Source organism: Natrinema sp. CBA1119 (assembly GCF_002572525.1).
Lineage (GTDB): Archaea > Halobacteriota > Halobacteria > Halobacteriales > Natrialbaceae > Natrinema.
Genome location: NZ_PDBS01000008.1, coordinates 238,624 through 253,670 on the forward strand (window position 1 = coordinate 238,624; position 15,047 = coordinate 253,670).

Below are 15,047 nucleotides of genomic sequence, written 5' to 3' on the forward strand. Positions count from 1 at the left end.
CTGCGGAGACGACACCGGTATCGCCCTGCTTTTCATACGGTCAGACTCGATTTGCGTCCTCGGGAACCCGGTGAGACGGGAGGAGACCGGTCTCCTCGAGGGCGTAGTAGCCGACAATGTGCACGACTGCGGCCGCGAGCATCCCGTTGAGGGCCGCCATGCCCGGAATTAGCGCCGGTGCAGTGACGCCCGGTAGCACCGATCCGGCGGTCAGGACCGCGACGAGACACCCGACGACGTACGCCAGCACGCCCGTCCACCGGACGCTCGTGAACTGAACGTCGTCCATCCGCGGGATCCCGCCGCGCCAGCAGAGCAGGAAATCGGCGATGATGATCGCGCCGAGCGGCGGGATGTACTGTCCGAGGAGTTCGAGCCACGGCAGGAGGAGCCCGTCGGCGCCGGCCAGCGCGAGGAGGATCCCGATCGCACAGCCGACGATGACGAACGGCCGCTTGCGATCGAAGTCGAACGCCTCGGCTCCGGCGACGCTGAACGCGTAGGCGGCGTTGTCGTTCGTGGTCCAGATGTTCAGGATCAACGCGATCAGGCCGACGCTCGCGAGCCCCTGTGCGACCAGCACTTCGTAGAGGTCGCCCGCGGGCGTCACGTCGTAGACGGCACCGCCGACCGCACCGCTGAGAAAGAGGAAGCTGTTTCCGACGAGGAACGCGATCAATCCGGCCCAGAAGGCGACCCGAGAGTTGACGGCGAAGCGCGCCCAGTTCGGAGCCTGCGTGCCCGCGCTGATGAACGTCCCGACGACGATCGTCACCGCGAGACCGAACGTCATCTCGCCCCCGCCGGTCTGCGACAGGAGGCCGTCGATCCCGCCCGCGTCGCCGACGGCGAGCCCGATCGAGAGCAACCCGACGATCACGAGGAACGGGACCGCGACGTACGAGAGCTTCTCCATCCCGTCGTACCCGAAGTACGCGGTCGACATGTGTAACAGCCCCCAGATGAGAACCAGTGCGCTGACCATCGCCGCGCTCTCGAGGCCGAAATACGTCGCCGTTGGGACGGCGACCATCGGAATGGTCACGCCGAACCAGCCGACCTGCGTGCCGCCCAACAGCAGGTCTGCCCATTTAGCACCGATCCGACCGAACGAGTATCGAGCGAGCAGGACGGTTGTGAGACCCGCATTCGCGGAGATTCCACAGAGGAGTGCGACGTACCCGCCCAGGATGATGTGGCCCACGACCATCGCGGTGAGCATCTCTTGGAATCCCATCGCCGCGCTGACTTCCGCGCCCGCCCACATCGTCCCCGCGAAGAAAACGAGGCCGAGCAGGACCGCCGAGAGGCTGACCAATCCCTTCCGTTCGTTCTTCGGGACGTGATCGAGCGGATAGTCGGGATCCGGGAGGGTCTCGTCACCGAAGACGATGCGGCGCCAGTCGAATCCACCGTCGGATGTTGCCATATAACATGGTTCTCGATTCCGTGATAATCAATCTTTCTAACAGTGAGGGGAGAGTATCGACGACTCCTGCCTAATCGTCCATCGATTGGGTGAGACAGTACCAGTTCACAACCCGCGGTACTATTATTAGCGTGGACTGGAATCGATGCGTATGCCCTCGTGGATCATCACCGACGCCACCACTGTCGACGGGTCGTCGATCGACATCGCGATCGAAGACGGTCGTATCTCGCGCCTCGAGGCGGCCGGATCGATCGATCCGACGGCCGTTTCGGAGTCCCAGCACTACGACGCTGAGGGACGGCTCGTGACGCCGTCGCTGACCGAACCGCACATCCACCTGGACGCGACGCTCACCGCCGGCCAGCCCGAGTGGAACGATTCGGGGACGCTCGCGGAGGGGATCCGCATCTGGGGCGACCGGAAGGAGACCCTCGATGCTGACGACGTGAAAGCGCGGGCCGAGCGGGCGGTCGAGTGGCTCGCAGCCCACGGCGTCACCCGCGTCCGGACCCACGCCGACACGACGGAGGAGTCGCTGACCGGCGTCAGGGCCCTGCTCGAGCTCCGGGAGGAGGTCGCGGACCTCGTCGATCTGCAGGTCGTCGCGTTTCCGCAGGACGGGATCTTCACCGATCCGACTCACGAGGACCTGCTCCGGGAGGCGCTCGAGCTGGGCGCGGACGTCGTCGGTGGGATTCCGCACAACGAACACACCCGCGAGGACGGCGTCGCCTCGGTCGAACTCGCGATGGACCTCGCGGAGTCGACCGACCGACCCGCGGACCTCCACATCGACGAGACGGACGATCCGGGATCGCGGTTCACCGAGGTGCTCGCCAGCGAGGCGATCAAACGCGATATCGGCGAGCGGGTAACGGCGAGCCACACGACGGCGATGCACTCCTATCCGAACAGTTACGCGGCGAAGGTGACCGCCTTGCTCGCCGAAAGCGGCATCGACGTGGTCACCAACCCACCGGATAACGCGGTACTACAGGGGCGATACGACGACTACCCGCGACGTCGGGGCCACACCAGAATCGACGAACTGCGCGAGGCGGGCGTCACCGTCGGGCTCGGGCACGACTCCGTGATGGATCCGTGGTATCACTACGGCCGCGGCGATCCCCTCGACGCCGCCTTCATCCTCGTCCACTACGCGCACATGAACGGCCGCGGCGACGTGGAGCCGATCTGGGACATGCTCACGACGGCGAACGCGAGCGTCTTCGGGGTCGACGACTACGGGCTCTCCGTCGGAGCCGACGGATCGCTCGTCGTCTACGACGCGCCGGACCCGTTCAATGCGCTTCGAACGCGAGCGCCTCGGACGCTGGTGCTCAAGGAGGGCCGCGAAATCGCCCGAACGGAACCCGCGAGCACGCACGTCGTCCGCGACGAGGGGGATCGATCGGTCGACTTCCAGCGATAACCGCGAGTCGGTTCCACTCCGTTTTCAGCATCGTTTTCGGCAGCTTCCGTTCTTTTTCTCTGACACGCCGGACCGACGGGCGCCTCGCTATCAGACTCGAGAAACGGCCGAAAAACGAACCGCTGCGACCGGATTACTTGAACGCGACGACGCGGGAGACGCTGGATTCTCCGCCGCGGAAGCGCCACGGGAAGGTCCCGATCTGAACGCGCTCGTTGAGCAGTTCCTCGGGAACCTGGGCGTTCTCCACGTGGATGATCCCCTCGGGGAAGAGCTCGTTGTGCATGAGCTGGTAGCCCTCGGGCGGGAAGACCTCGTCGAGGTCGTCGACGCCGAAGTGGTCGGCCGCTTCCTCGGCGAGTTCGGGTCGGATCTCCTGGATGACCGTGTTCATCGGGTGATCGGCGCTCCCGCAGTCCAGGATGAGGTAGTTGAGGTTCATCTCCTTGCACCAGTCGGCGAACTCCGCGTTCGGACCGGGGTGCTTACAGAAGTACCGGTGGGGGTCCGCCTCGTCGGTGTGCCAGGCGTAGTCCTGGTAGCCCGTGTGGATGAACAGGATGTCGCCTTCTTGGACGTCACAGACGTCCTCGATCATCTCGCTGGTGTAGACATCGTAGTCGTCGACCTTGTCGGAGATGTCGGCGACGACCGCGTCACCGACGAGCTCGTCGAGACCGACTTCTTCGATGTCCCGACCGTGAGCGACGAAGTGTTTCTCGCCGTCGAGGTGCGTCCCGGTGTGGTTCATGAACTCGATTTTCTGCCCGTTCACCTTCTCCGTGTCCAGGCTCTTTTCGTACCAGACCTTGGGGTTGTCATACGTCGGCCACGCTGGCGTGTCAACTGACCACGGCTGCGTCAAATCGTACATCTCGTAGCCATCGAGCATAGACGCTACTTTCCGGGCATTTCACTTAAACCTACGTAAACCGGGTTGTCGGATACTACCGCGGGTAGTCGTCTGCCATCGAACGGATCGTTCGGATCCCCGATACGGATCCAGTCAGCCGGTTTCTCACAACGAATTGTGACAACATTTATTAGTGCAGTTGATCAAATCGTTTGGTATCCGTGTGACAGACCCATGATTACCCATACCACCCACACGCATCGGTTCAGTTTCGACTGCCAACAGGCCGCTATCGGCTCCGCGATCACGCGCCCCGAGGGAGTATGAAGCCAGCACCGTTCACCCACCACCGACCGGAGACGGTCGACGAAACCCTCGAGCGCCTCGCAGAACTCGAGGACGCCGAACTCCTCGCGGGGAACCAGTCGCTCGGCATCGTGATGGCGAACCGACTGGCGACGCCCGACCACCTCGTCGATCTCAACGGCGTCGACGAGCTCGCGTTCATCGACGTGGACGACGACGCGGTCCGGATCGGGGCGATGACGCGTCACCGGACGATCGAGCGCTCCGACCGGCTCGCCGAGTGCATGCCGATGCTCCCCGAGGCCGCCGGACAGATCGCCGGCCCGTCAGTTCGCAATCAGGGGACGCTGGGCGGAAGCATCGGCGAGGCCGACCCCGCCGGGAACTATCCCGCAGCGCTGGCGGCGCTCGAGGGGACGATTCACCTCCGCTCGCTCGACGGGACCCGCGACGTTCCCGTCGACGAGTACTTCATCGCCTACATGTTCACGGACCTCCGCGAGGAGGAGCTCATCGAGTCCGTCTCGATCCCGACGGAGCCGTTCCCGCCCGAGCGAACCGGGATGACGTTCCTCGAGCTCAAACGGGCGGCCCAGACGTTTCCGACCGTCAGCGCGGCGACCTCGATCCGGGTCGACGATCCGACCGCGGACGAACCGGTCGTCGAGGACGCCCGGATCGCCATGGCGAACGCCGCAGATATCCCGCTCCGTGTCGAGGACGCGGAGGCCCACGTCGAAGGTGGTTCACTCTCGGCGGAGGCTCTCGAGGCGGTCGTCGAGACCGTCGCGTCAGCGGTCACCCCCGAATCGGAGATGCACGCCGATCGGGACTACAAGGAGGAAGTGGCCGGCGAGTACGCCAAACGCTCGCTCGAAACATCGTACGAACGCGCAGTAGCAACCGAGACATAATGTTAGAATTCACCGGCGAAAACGAGATGGAACAGTCGAAAGATGAGCTCTGGCCGTACTTTACGGACACCGATATCCTCACGGAGTGTGCGCCCGGCTGCAAGGAGATGACCCTCATTTCCCCACACGAGATCGAGGCGGTCATGGCCGTCGGCGTCGGGAGCGTCAAGCCCGAATTCGACGTCGATGTCGTCGTCACTCGCGCCGATCGTCCGGACGTCCTCGAGATGAAAGCGGTCGGCCACGCGCCGCGAAACGAGTTCGAGACGGTCGCGGAGATGGAACTCAAGGAGAACGCCAGCGGCGGCACGACCGTCGTCTGGTCGGCGACCGCCGACGTCTCCGGAACGATCGCGAGCCTCGGCGGCCGCGCGCTCAAGAGCGTCACCAAACGGCTGGTCAAGAAATTCTTCTCGAAGATGCAGGCGAAAGCCGACGAGGGCGTCGAGGCCGAGTCCGAACTTGAGGCCGCGCCAGAGCAAGACGCCACGCTCGAGACGGACGACTAGTCGCGTAATTTTCGGCCGACCGCGGCCCCGGTTTCGTTTCGGCCCGTTCGATGGTTTTTCGGCCCGTTCGATGTGTTCTCGCTCGAGTGTCGAGTGGCGACTGTCGGTCCACCAGCGTGTTCTCGAGCCGTCCGTTCTAGGCTGTGGAGAAAACGTCCACTCGCCACTCGGGGCAGCACTGCCGTTCCGTGCGGATAGTGCGAGAGTGATCCGTGCGGAGAGTTCGAACCGAACAGCGAACGAACGGGAACGGAGACGCCGAGTCGGCTACTGCTCGGACTCGCGGAGCTTCTTCCGGAGGTGGTCCGGGGCGACCGGGATCTGACTCGCGGGTTCCTCGACCGAGAGCGGATCGAGGGCCGCGTTGATCGAGGTCGCGATGCTCGCGGGCGCGTCGATCATCCCGCCCTCGCCGACGCCTTTCGCGCCCGTTTCGGTGAACGGGGACGGCGTCTCGGTGTGTTCCATCTCGATCTCCGGCACGTTCTCGATCGACGGCAGCAGGTAATCGAACAGCGTGATCGCCTGGGGCTGGCCGTCCTCCTCGTAGCCGAACTCCTCGAGCAGGGCGGCACCGATCCCCTGCGCGATGCCGCCGTGGGCCTGGCCCTCGACGATCATCGGGTTGAGCATCGTTCCGCAGTCGCGGACGGTGTGGAACGTAAGGATCTCCACCGAGCCGGTGTTGACGTCGACCTCGACGATGGGCGCGTTCGCGCCGAACGCGGCCGTCGGATACACCGGGAACTTCTGCGTCAGCGCCTCGTCGAACTCCTCGAGATCCGTCGCGGGATGGTCGTAGTTGTAGCTCACGCGCGTCCGCCGCTCGCCGGCGGCGTTCGTCTCCGCGTCGAGTTCGGCGATTTCGGCCAGCGAGAGCGAGCCGTCGCCGCCGAGGCGATCGACGGTCCCGTCGTGGTAGGTGACGTCGTCGGTCGAGACGTCCCAGTGGTCGGCCGCGAGTTCCTCGACGTTGGCGAGGAGTCGCTCGGCGACGCCGACCGTCGCGCCCGAGAGCATGACGGCCATCCGGGACGCCGCGCTCCCGTACTCGGTCGGCGCGTCGACGCTGTCGAGGTAGCCGACCTCGATGTCGCTCGGCAGGACCTCGAGTTCGTCCGCGAGCAGCTGGGAGACCAGCGTCTGGTGGCCCTGTCCGGACGAGTCGGTCGCGAGGAACGCGTGGATGGACCCGTCCTCGCGGATCTCGGCGCGGAGGTGCTCGGGCAACTCCTCTACCTCGTCGCGCGAGCGGTCCGCGAGGTCTTCCTTGTCGGTTCGCTGGCGATCGGTCCAGTCGGAGCCGCTGGCGCCGGGTTCGATGATGACGCTCGGCTGGACGCCGCGGTACTTCCCCTCCTCGCGTTTCGCGGCGACGACGTCGGGATCCAGCAGGCCGCCGTCGCGCTCGTCCGCGATGATCTCCTCGATCCGGTCGAGCGTCGCGGGATAGTCGCCCGAGTCGTAGAGGTTCTTGGAGGGGAGCGTGTACGGCATCTGCTCGGGCCGGATCAGGTTCCGGCGGCGGAACTCCGTCGGATCCATGTCGAGCGTTCGAGCCGCCTCGTCGACGATCATCTCGAGGGCGTAGATGTGGGGATCGACGCCGAACCCGCGGTAGGCGGTCTGGGACGTCTTGTTGGTCAGTACGAGGTCGTACTCGTAGGTGACGTCGTCGATCTCGTAGGAGTTCGTCAGCACCGACAGCGGCTTGAGCACCTGGTTGATCGGATAGCGGGGGTACGCGCCAAAGTCGTCGACGAACCAGACGTCGAGTCCCCGCATCGTGCCGTCATCGTCGACGGCCATCCGCATCTGATACTCCCGGTCCGAGGAGTGCATGTCCCCGCCCTGGAGGTTCTCGAGCCGGTCTTCCTCGAACTTCACGGGGCGCTCGAGTTGCTGGCTCGCCATCGACGTCAGACAGCAGTAGCGATGGATGCCGATCTTCGTCCCGTAGCTGCCGCCGACGTCGGCGGGAACGTTCACCCGCACGTCGTCGGCCTCGTAGCCCAGCGTCTCGTAGATCATGTTGTCGACGAGGGTGTGCAACTGGATGTTACAGTCGATGTCGAAGGAGTCGGACTCCTCGTCGTAGGTAGCGACGGCACCGGCCGTCTCGAGCGGGACGCCCGAGATGCGTCCCCACGTGTACTCTCCCTCGACGACGTGATCGGCGTCCTCGAACGCCGCGTCGGGGTCGCCGAACTCGAGGCGTTCGTTGTCGACGACGTTCGAGCCAACGGATTCGTGGAGCACGACCTCGTCTTCGCGGGCGGCCATCCCGTCGGCGACCGCGTCCATGGCCTCGTACTCGACGTCCACCAGATCGGCGATGTCCTCCGCGGCGTATCTGTCGGACGCGACGACGGCGACGACCGGTTCCCCGACGAACCGGACCTTCTCGTCGGCCAGCGCCCACTCGGGGAGTGCGGCCGGTTCGCCGTCTTCACCCGTCGCGATGCGGCCGACACCGGTCGGCATCGGGTTGTACTCACTCTTGATGTCCTCGGCGGTGAGGACGAGTTCGCAGTCCGGGTGGGCCTCGGCCTCCTCGGTGTCGATGGAGACGATGTCGGCGTGGGCGTGCATGCTGCGCACCAGCGCCATGTGCAGGCAGTTCTCCGGCGTGATGTCGTGGATGTACTCGGCTTCGCCCGTCAGAATGCGGTGGTCCTCGACTCGAGGGAGCCCTTGCCCCGTGAACGACTCGCGGCTCGAGTCCGATTCGGCGTCGGCGTCGGTTTCGGCCGGGTGTGACGTAGACATGGTCAGTCCTCCATCGCGTCGGCGGCCCGTTCGACCGCCTCGTAGATGTTCTGGTAGCCGGTACAGCGGCAGATGTTGTCCGCCAGCCCCTCCTCGATCTCCTCGCGTGTCGGATCCGGATTCTCCTCGAGGAGCTCCTTGGTCGCCATCACGAAGCCGCTGGTGCAAAAGCCACACTGGAGCGCGTGGGTCTCGTGGAACGCTTCCTGAATGGGATGCAGCGAGTCCGTCTCCTCCTCGGCGAGTCCCTCGACGGTCTCGATCTCGGCACCGTCGGCCTGAACGGCGTAGGAGAGACAGCTCTTCGTGCTCCGCCCGTCCTGCTGGACGGTACACGCGCCGCAGACGCCGTGTTCACACCCAACGCGGACGCCGTGCAGGTCGCACTCGTACCGGAGGAAATCCGAGAGTTTGAGTCGCGGTTCGACTTCCGCAGTAACCGGTTCACCGTTGACGATCACGGTGATCTCTTCGGTCGGTCGCTCGGCAGCACCGTCTGTGCTATCTGTACTCATGGAATATGGTACCTCTACCTTCGAACAGCCCATAAACGTTGTGTTGCGATTCGGGTGCCCGCGCGTTCGAACGATTACACTCAAGTAGGGTGGGAAGAGTACACATCGTATGGTCGAATCGACTGTAGACCTTCGAGTGGTCAACGCACGAGTGGTCACTCCTGATGGCACTATCAACGGCAGCGTAGCGGCGAACGACGGCATCATCGTCGGTGTCGGCACCGAATCGAACCTCCCCGAGGCCGATCGAGAGATCGACGCCGAGGGCAACTATCTGATCCCCGGCTTCATCGACCCGCACGTTCACTGGGGGCTCTCCCGGTACGAGTTCGACTACCACGAGGGCCTCGAGCACGACTTCGAAACCGAAACGCGCGGTGCGATCCACGGCGGCGTGACGACGGTCGTCAACTTCCTCCTGCAAAAGGAGCCGTACCTGCCCGACATGGACTTCTTCAAGCGGGCGGGCGAGGAAAACTCCTACATCGACTTCGCCTACCACGCGATCGTCCACCAGGACCACCACGTCGAGGAGATCGAGGGACTCGCCGACGAGGGGATCCGCTCCTATAAGATCTTCTTCAACTGGTACAAGAACGCCTCCCCCGAACTCGGGATCGACCACTCCGACGCGGGCGGAGTCTACAAGGTGCTCGATAGGGTGTCCGATATCCCCGGCGGCGTCGTCATGTTCCACGCCGAGAACGAGGACCTCGCAATCCAGCGCCGAAAGGAACTGCAGGCGGAGGGGCGCAACGACCTCGAGGCCTGGTCCGAGTCGGCACCGAACATCTGCGAGGCGATGCAGATCGAGCAGATCGGTCGACTCACGGAGTACACCGACTCTCGGGCGTACATCGTCCACATGAGCACGGCGGAGGGCGTCGACATCTGTAAGCGCTACCAGGAGCAGGGCGTCAACCTCCACGCGGAGACGCTGCCGGCGTTCCTCTCCCACACCTACGAGCAGGACGATCTCGGCGTCTGGGGGAAGATTTCGCCCCCGCTTCGCGGCGAGGAGAGCAAGACGCGCCTCTGGGAAGGGATTCGAAACGGCGTTATCGACTACGTTGGCACCGATCACTGTCCACACAAGCTCGAGTTCAAGGAGAAGGACACGGGGAAACACGGCGACATCTGGGACGCGATTCCCGGCGACAACAACGGCATCGAGTACTTCCTGCCCGTGATGATGAGCGAGGGCGTCAACAAGAACCGCGTCAGCATGGAGCGCCTCGTCGAGGTCTGTTCGACGAACAACGCCAAGCGCTGGGGCCTGTACCCGCGCAAAGGCGCGCTCGCAGAGGGCTCCGACGCCGACATGGTCATCGTCGACCTCGAGAAGAGCACCGTCGTCGATGACGACTTCTACCACACGATGGAACCGGGCTACTCCACGTTCCACGGCGACGAGCTGACCGGGCTCCCGACGCACACGATCGTCGGCGGCGAGGTCGTCGTCGAGGACGACGAACTGCTCGCCGAACCCGGCGACCGGAACTACCTGCCCCGCGGCACCGAAGGGGTCTCGCTCGAGTGAGCCATGAGTGACGTCGTGGGCGTGTTACTCGCTGCCGGCACCGGGTCGCGGTTCGAGGACGGCAACAAGCTGCTGGCTCGACTCGAGGACGAACCGATCGTCAGCCACGCAGCGCGCACGCTCGCGACGTCACCGCTCGAGCACACGATCGCCATCGTCGGCCACGACGCCGATCGCGTCCGTCCCGCCGTGGCGGCGTTCGTCGACGACACGATCGAAAACGACGACTACGACCGCGGACAGAGCAGATCGGTTCGTCTCGGCGCTCGCGCCGCGCGCGACGCCGATGCGGACGCCGTCCTCTTTCTTCCCGGCGACATGCCCTGCGTCGATCCGGCGACCGTTCGAGCGGTCGTCGACGGCTACCGCGACGGCAGCGAGGGGATCGTCGCGCCGACCGACGGCGATCGGCGCGGAAATCCGGTGCTTTTCGATGCGCGCCACTTCGACTCCCTGACGGACGTTTCGGGCGACATCGGCGGGCGAGCGCTGTTCGAGTCGGCTGAGGTCAGTCTCGTTCCCGTGGATGATTCAGGAATTGCGATCGACGTCGATACGGTGGCTGATCTCCGACGCCTGCGTCACTCCGGCTGCGACTGAACCCGGTCGTGGATCGGCCCCTCTCGATCGCGAAGTCGTCCGCCGTCGCGACCATTACTCGCTGCAACGACTTCTCCGACGATGCTCAGCGCGATTTCGACGGTCTCTCCGCCCCCGAGATCGAGACCGACCGGCGTGGCGATGCGGTCCCGATCGGCCGCCGATAGCGTCACTCCGTCGTCCTCGAGGCCCTCGCGGATCCGCTGAAATCGCTCGCGCGGTCCCATCAGTCCGATGAACGGCGCAGCGGTCTCAAGCAGCCCCTCGAGAGCGAGGCGGTCGTCGAGAAGGTTATGAGACATGAGCACGACCGATGTCCGGTCGTCGACTAACTCCTCGAGGTCGGTCGGATGCGTCGCGACAACGCGATCCGCGTTCGGAAACCGGTCCGGGTCGGCTTGGCCGCCTCGCGCGGTCGCGACGGTCACGTGGAAGCCAACCGAACGCGCGAGCCGCGAGACCGGGCGGGTATCGGGCTGGCCGCCGAAGATCAGTAGCCGGTCGATCGGGTCGATTCCATCGACGAAGACGTTGACGGATCCGTCCCCTGTCGTAACGGTCACCGTCTCGGATCGACCGGCGGCCGCCAGTTCCCCGGCTCGTTCGGAGACGCCCTCGAGAACTGACGACGGGAGTGACGGCCCGCCGGTTTCAATCGGCGTCCCGTCCACCGCGATACCCGCGCGGGTCCCCACCGGAACCGGCGCCGTGTCGTCGGTCACCGTAGCGAGCGCGATCGGTTCCCCGCGGTGATACGCCTCGACTGGCGCTTGCCACGACCGAGTCACGGGCTCGACCAGTATGTCGACGATTCCCTCGCATCCGAGACCGAGCCCCCATCCGTCATCGTCGGACGTCAGGTCGAACGTCGCAATCTCCGGCTCGTCCGCCCGACGGACCTCGCTGGCGACATCTGCGAGGGGGCCCTCGAGACAGCCGGCCGTGATACCGCCAAACGCCGAGTCGTCGGGCCCGAACAGCATCTTCGCACCCGGTCTGCGGTACGCGGAGCCGTCGACGGCGATAACGGTCGCGACTACCCACGATCGGTCTGATTGAACGGCGTCCTCGAGCAACTCGAAGAGGTCGAGCGTCGTTATTCCCCACGGGTCTCCGTCCCCTGTCGTACTCATACTCGAACACACTGGCTCGAATAGTATATGTGTTATTCCACACCATGGCCGTTCCACGATACAGGACGGAACTCGAGCAGGGGGTTCGTGAGTACGCGCTTCCCACGAGTCGTTTCTGAAGTTACGGTGATAAACTCCACAGAATATTTGGAATTGGAACGTGTGTGATATGAGCGAGATAGTAAACAATTGTCCGGGAAAACGAGTTGCGTTCTACGATACCGAACAACTATGTGGGTGGGTTCCAATACCTACTCCATGGCAGAGGAAGGCACGACCGGCATACAAGCGATCGACCGGACGTTCGGAATCGTCGAAGCGATGATAGAACTCGAGGGAGCGGGAGTGACGGAGCTGGCAAATCACGTCGATCTTCCGAAAAGCACCGTTCACCATCACCTGTTGACGTTAGAGCGGGCGGGGTACGTCGTCCGAGAGAACGGTGAGTATCGAACGGGATTGAAATTCCTCCGGGCCGGCGAACGCACGAGAGGACAGCACGCGCTGTACCAGGTCGCTCACACCGAAGTCGAGAAACTCGCCGAGAAGACCGACGAAATTTCGGGGTTGATGGTCGAAGAACACGGGGAGGGCGTTTTCATCTACCGGGATAGTGGATCAGAGGCTGCCCATATCGACACCGGCATCGGTGATCGCGTCCCCCTCCACTGTACGGCGCTCGGAAAAGTCATTCTGGCACACCTCTCTGCCGACCGTCGCGATGGTATCATCGACCGACACGGCCTGGCCCGTATCACCGAGAATACGATCACTGATGAGGATGTCCTCCGCGAGGAACTCGAGGAAATCCGCGAACGGAAGATCGCGTTCGATGACGAAGAGCGGTTGAACGGGCTCCGAAGTGTCGCCGCGCCCGTTTTCGACGCTACCGGTCAGGTCATCGGGTCGATCAGCGTTGCCGGCCCCACGCATCGCATGCAGGGAGCGTATTTCTACGAGGAACTCCCGGAGACAGTTTTGGGAATCGCGAACGTAATAGAGCTCAATATCCAACATCAGTGACGTCCGTTTCACGATATAGAACAGGGGCTGTCGGCCGTCCGTTCGATATCGGTTTCCCTTCTGCTATTTTCGCCCGTCTTTCTCCGCCGTTCAGAACTTAAATTGTATAATGAGATCGGTAACATGGTATTTACAATTATACGATTGTAAAGCAAAACCGCCGGGAGTGAGCGGATCTCTCGTCGCTGGAGTCGATGCGAAGGGGGCCAGAGTAACCGAAGCGCGAGACGGGCGAAAATAATTCGTTTGCTGCGACTGATCCGGGGGATGATAAGCCCGTTCTACGGTATGCAATGACAACAAAACCATCGTCACCGCTTGAACCCATTCTACTTGACAATCATACACATGTAATGTACAGCGGTCAGCAGCAGCCGTTCGGAGATGACTGCAACCGGAAGTGGCACGGATGGTCGAGACGTACTCTGGAAATGTGATGATGTACGTGTGAATCCCCCCGCTGGCGTCCACCTCGGCGTTCTTACCGAATCCGGGATGATTACTGAGATGCCGGGCATCCCAAGCTCGATCATATCGGAGTCGATGGTCGCACATGTGGGACTTGTCGGCCGTATCAGGATGCCAGCGGGCCTCGTGTTCAGCTACGATATTTGGTATAGCAATATATAGTTTATAATAGGTGGATCTGGGGCGCTCCACGCCTCTACCCACAGATACCGGGAGAATTCAGCGTGGACAGAACACACTTGATTAGTTGAATAATCAAGCGTGGTTTTATGTGGGTCGACTTCCTCTCCGAACCACGAACGATGGAATCCAGCAGGAAATCGGCTCTCGAGGGTGAGCGAGTTTGAATCGTGGATCGACAGCAGTTGCAGAGCCACTCGAGGCATTCCTTCGATCGAAGTCGAAGGGTGAGAAGGGGAGTGGGAACTACCAGCGGAATCTCGAGCGCTGCGTCGATGACTTTCTCAGTTGGCTCGAGGCAGATTCCTACTCGGGCGGGACGTTCGACGAACTCGACGAGCGAACCTTCCGACGATACACGCGCGAGCTCACGAGTCGGGACCTCGCTCCGGGGACGGTTCAAACGTATTACGCGCACGTCAGCGCCTATATCGGCTGGTGTGTTCGCGAGGGGCTCCTCAAGGCGAACTACGCCCAGCGGAACGTCGCGAAGGAACCGCTCCCCGAAAACGATGGCCGACGGTCTGGGGATCAACAGGCCTGGACCGACGAACACCGGTCACTGATTACACGGTACGTCGACAAACGCGCACACGATGCCGCTGACGAGAAGGGGCTCGACGCTATTCAGGAGTTTCGGGACCGAGCGCTCGTCTACGTCCTCTGCTACTCCGGCGTTCGTGGCGGGGAGATAGTTGCGGATCCGAAGGACGAGCGGCGCAACGGCCTCAAATGGGGTGACGTCTCTCTCGAGGATCGAACAATGACCGTTCTCGCGAAAAAACAGAACTGGTCCGATCGATCGCTGACGAAACAAGTTATAAATCCTATGTCGCGATACAAAGACTTGCTCGATCCCGCCGGGGACGACTGGCCGGTATTTCCAACGTTTCATCTTCCGACGCTCTACGAGACGCTTCAAACGGGGCTTCGTGAAGAACACGATTGGTCTCCGGATGATATTGAGGAGTTCGTCGACGAGCTTACGGGACAACCGGCCGTTTTCGAAGCGCTCCGTGAACATGAATTGGCGCCGTCCTCGATTAACACCGACGGCGCTCGCCGTGTTATGCGACGGTTGTGCGAGGAAGCCGAGATTGATCTCGACGATACCCACGGGTATCTCGCACTGCACGGTGGCCGTCGTGGTGCTGGTGAAGTGATGGTCCGACAGCGTGGGTTCACTTCTGCTGCTCGCCTTCTCGATAATAGCGAGGAAGTAGTTCGGAAGTCCTACTCACATATCGAGGCAAAAGAAATGGCCAAAGACGCCGGCGATGCGTTCGCAGAGCACGATACTTGACATCCGCTCTGCGCAAACGCGCGAAGATTCCTCACGTTGGGAGTTCGGCTCCCGTCCTACGGAGGCAACC

The 15,047-nt window shown here is 63.0% G+C and carries 12 protein-coding genes; 7 read left to right on the forward strand and 5 right to left on the reverse strand.

The window, feature by feature from the left end; all coding sequences use genetic code 11:
* Positions 1 to 40 precede the first annotated feature (40 nt).
* Positions 41 to 1,429, reverse strand: a complete 1,389-nt coding sequence (gene codB, locus CP556_RS23315) for a cytosine permease (RefSeq protein WP_098727991.1) — start codon at positions 1,427 to 1,429, stop codon at positions 41 to 43.
* 151 nt (positions 1,430 to 1,580) lie between these two features.
* Between codB and CP556_RS23320 the strand changes: the two genes are divergently transcribed.
* A complete protein-coding gene (locus CP556_RS23320) occupies positions 1,581 to 2,864 on the forward strand; it encodes a cytosine deaminase (RefSeq protein WP_098727992.1) in 1,284 nt (427 codons plus the stop codon).
* Between the two features lie 133 nt (positions 2,865 to 2,997).
* Here the strand turns inward: CP556_RS23320 and CP556_RS23325 are convergent, their stop codons facing one another.
* The gene (locus CP556_RS23325) at positions 2,998 to 3,756 is read right to left on the reverse strand and encodes a cyclase family protein (RefSeq protein WP_098727993.1); all 759 of its coding nucleotides are present in this window, start codon (positions 3,754 to 3,756) and stop codon (positions 2,998 to 3,000) included.
* A 284-nt stretch (positions 3,757 to 4,040) separates the two neighbouring features.
* Here CP556_RS23325 and CP556_RS23330 point away from each other — a divergent pair, with 284 nt between their 5' ends.
* The gene (locus CP556_RS23330) at positions 4,041 to 4,937 is read left to right on the forward strand and encodes an FAD binding domain-containing protein (RefSeq protein WP_098727994.1); all 897 of its coding nucleotides are present in this window, start codon (positions 4,041 to 4,043) and stop codon (positions 4,935 to 4,937) included.
* Positions 4,937 to 5,446 carry an SRPBCC family protein gene (locus tag CP556_RS23335; RefSeq protein WP_255291579.1) on the forward strand — a complete coding sequence of 170 codons (510 nt, stop codon included), beginning with the start codon at positions 4,937 to 4,939 and terminating at the stop codon, positions 5,444 to 5,446. The genes CP556_RS23330 and CP556_RS23335 overlap by 1 nt, the downstream gene beginning before the upstream one ends.
* Positions 5,447 to 5,713: 267 nt before the next feature.
* On the opposite strand, the gene CP556_RS23340 is transcribed toward CP556_RS23335, so the two are convergent.
* Entirely contained in the window at positions 5,714 to 8,215 is a 2,502-nt protein-coding gene (locus CP556_RS23340; RefSeq protein WP_098727995.1) for a xanthine dehydrogenase family protein molybdopterin-binding subunit, read from the reverse strand.
* Positions 8,216 to 8,217: 2 nt separating this feature from the next.
* Positions 8,218 to 8,730, reverse strand: a complete 513-nt coding sequence (locus CP556_RS23345) for a (2Fe-2S)-binding protein (protein ID WP_098727996.1) — start codon at positions 8,728 to 8,730, stop codon at positions 8,218 to 8,220.
* A gap of 109 nt (positions 8,731 to 8,839) precedes the next feature.
* Between CP556_RS23345 and CP556_RS23350 the strand changes: the two genes are divergently transcribed.
* Both CP556_RS23350 and CP556_RS23355 read left to right on the forward strand, forming a co-directional pair.
* Entirely contained in the window at positions 8,840 to 10,270 is a 1,431-nt protein-coding gene (locus CP556_RS23350; protein ID WP_098727997.1) for a dihydroorotase, read from the forward strand.
* Between the two features lie 3 nt (positions 10,271 to 10,273).
* Positions 10,274 to 10,870: a nucleotidyltransferase family protein gene (locus CP556_RS23355; protein WP_098727998.1), complete on the forward strand. Its 597-nt coding sequence runs from the start codon at positions 10,274 to 10,276 to the stop codon at positions 10,868 to 10,870.
* Here the strand turns inward: CP556_RS23355 and CP556_RS23360 are convergent.
* A complete protein-coding gene (locus CP556_RS23360; RefSeq protein WP_098727999.1) occupies positions 10,852 to 12,003 on the reverse strand; it encodes an XdhC family protein in 1,152 nt (383 codons plus the stop codon). The two genes, CP556_RS23355 and CP556_RS23360, sit on opposite strands and share 19 nt — an antisense overlap.
* A 258-nt stretch (positions 12,004 to 12,261) precedes the next feature.
* Between CP556_RS23360 and CP556_RS23365 the strand changes: the two genes are divergently transcribed.
* Positions 12,262 to 13,026, forward strand: coding sequence for an IclR family transcriptional regulator (locus CP556_RS23365; RefSeq protein WP_098728000.1), 765 nt, complete (start codon positions 12,262 to 12,264; stop codon positions 13,024 to 13,026).
* A gap of 811 nt (positions 13,027 to 13,837) precedes the next feature.
* On the forward strand, positions 13,838 to 14,977 hold the full coding sequence (locus tag CP556_RS23370; protein WP_098728001.1) for a tyrosine-type recombinase/integrase: 1,140 nt from the start codon (positions 13,838 to 13,840) through the stop codon (positions 14,975 to 14,977).
* Positions 14,978 to 15,047 lie beyond the last annotated feature (70 nt).

Coding starts and splice junctions, on each gene's coding strand:
- codB (WP_098727991.1), bottom strand. CDS start 1,429: ATGGCAACATCCGACGGTGGATTCGACTGGCGCCGCATCGTCTTCGGT.
- CP556_RS23320 (WP_098727992.1), top strand. CDS start 1,581: ATGCCCTCGTGGATCATCACCGACGCCACCACTGTCGACGGGTCGTCG.
- CP556_RS23325 (WP_098727993.1), bottom strand. CDS start 3,756: ATGCTCGATGGCTACGAGATGTACGATTTGACGCAGCCGTGGTCAGTT.
- CP556_RS23330 (WP_098727994.1), top strand. CDS start 4,041: ATGAAGCCAGCACCGTTCACCCACCACCGACCGGAGACGGTCGACGAA.
- CP556_RS23335 (WP_255291579.1), top strand. CDS start 4,937: ATGTTAGAATTCACCGGCGAAAACGAGATGGAACAGTCGAAAGATGAG.
- CP556_RS23340 (WP_098727995.1), bottom strand. CDS start 8,215: ATGTCTACGTCACACCCGGCCGAAACCGACGCCGACGCCGAATCGGAC.
- CP556_RS23345 (WP_098727996.1), bottom strand. CDS start 8,730: ATGAGTACAGATAGCACAGACGGTGCTGCCGAGCGACCGACCGAAGAG.
- CP556_RS23350 (WP_098727997.1), top strand. CDS start 8,840: ATGGTCGAATCGACTGTAGACCTTCGAGTGGTCAACGCACGAGTGGTC.
- CP556_RS23355 (WP_098727998.1), top strand. CDS start 10,274: ATGAGTGACGTCGTGGGCGTGTTACTCGCTGCCGGCACCGGGTCGCGG.
- CP556_RS23360 (WP_098727999.1), bottom strand. CDS start 12,003: ATGAGTACGACAGGGGACGGAGACCCGTGGGGAATAACGACGCTCGAC.
- CP556_RS23365 (WP_098728000.1), top strand. CDS start 12,262: ATGGCAGAGGAAGGCACGACCGGCATACAAGCGATCGACCGGACGTTC.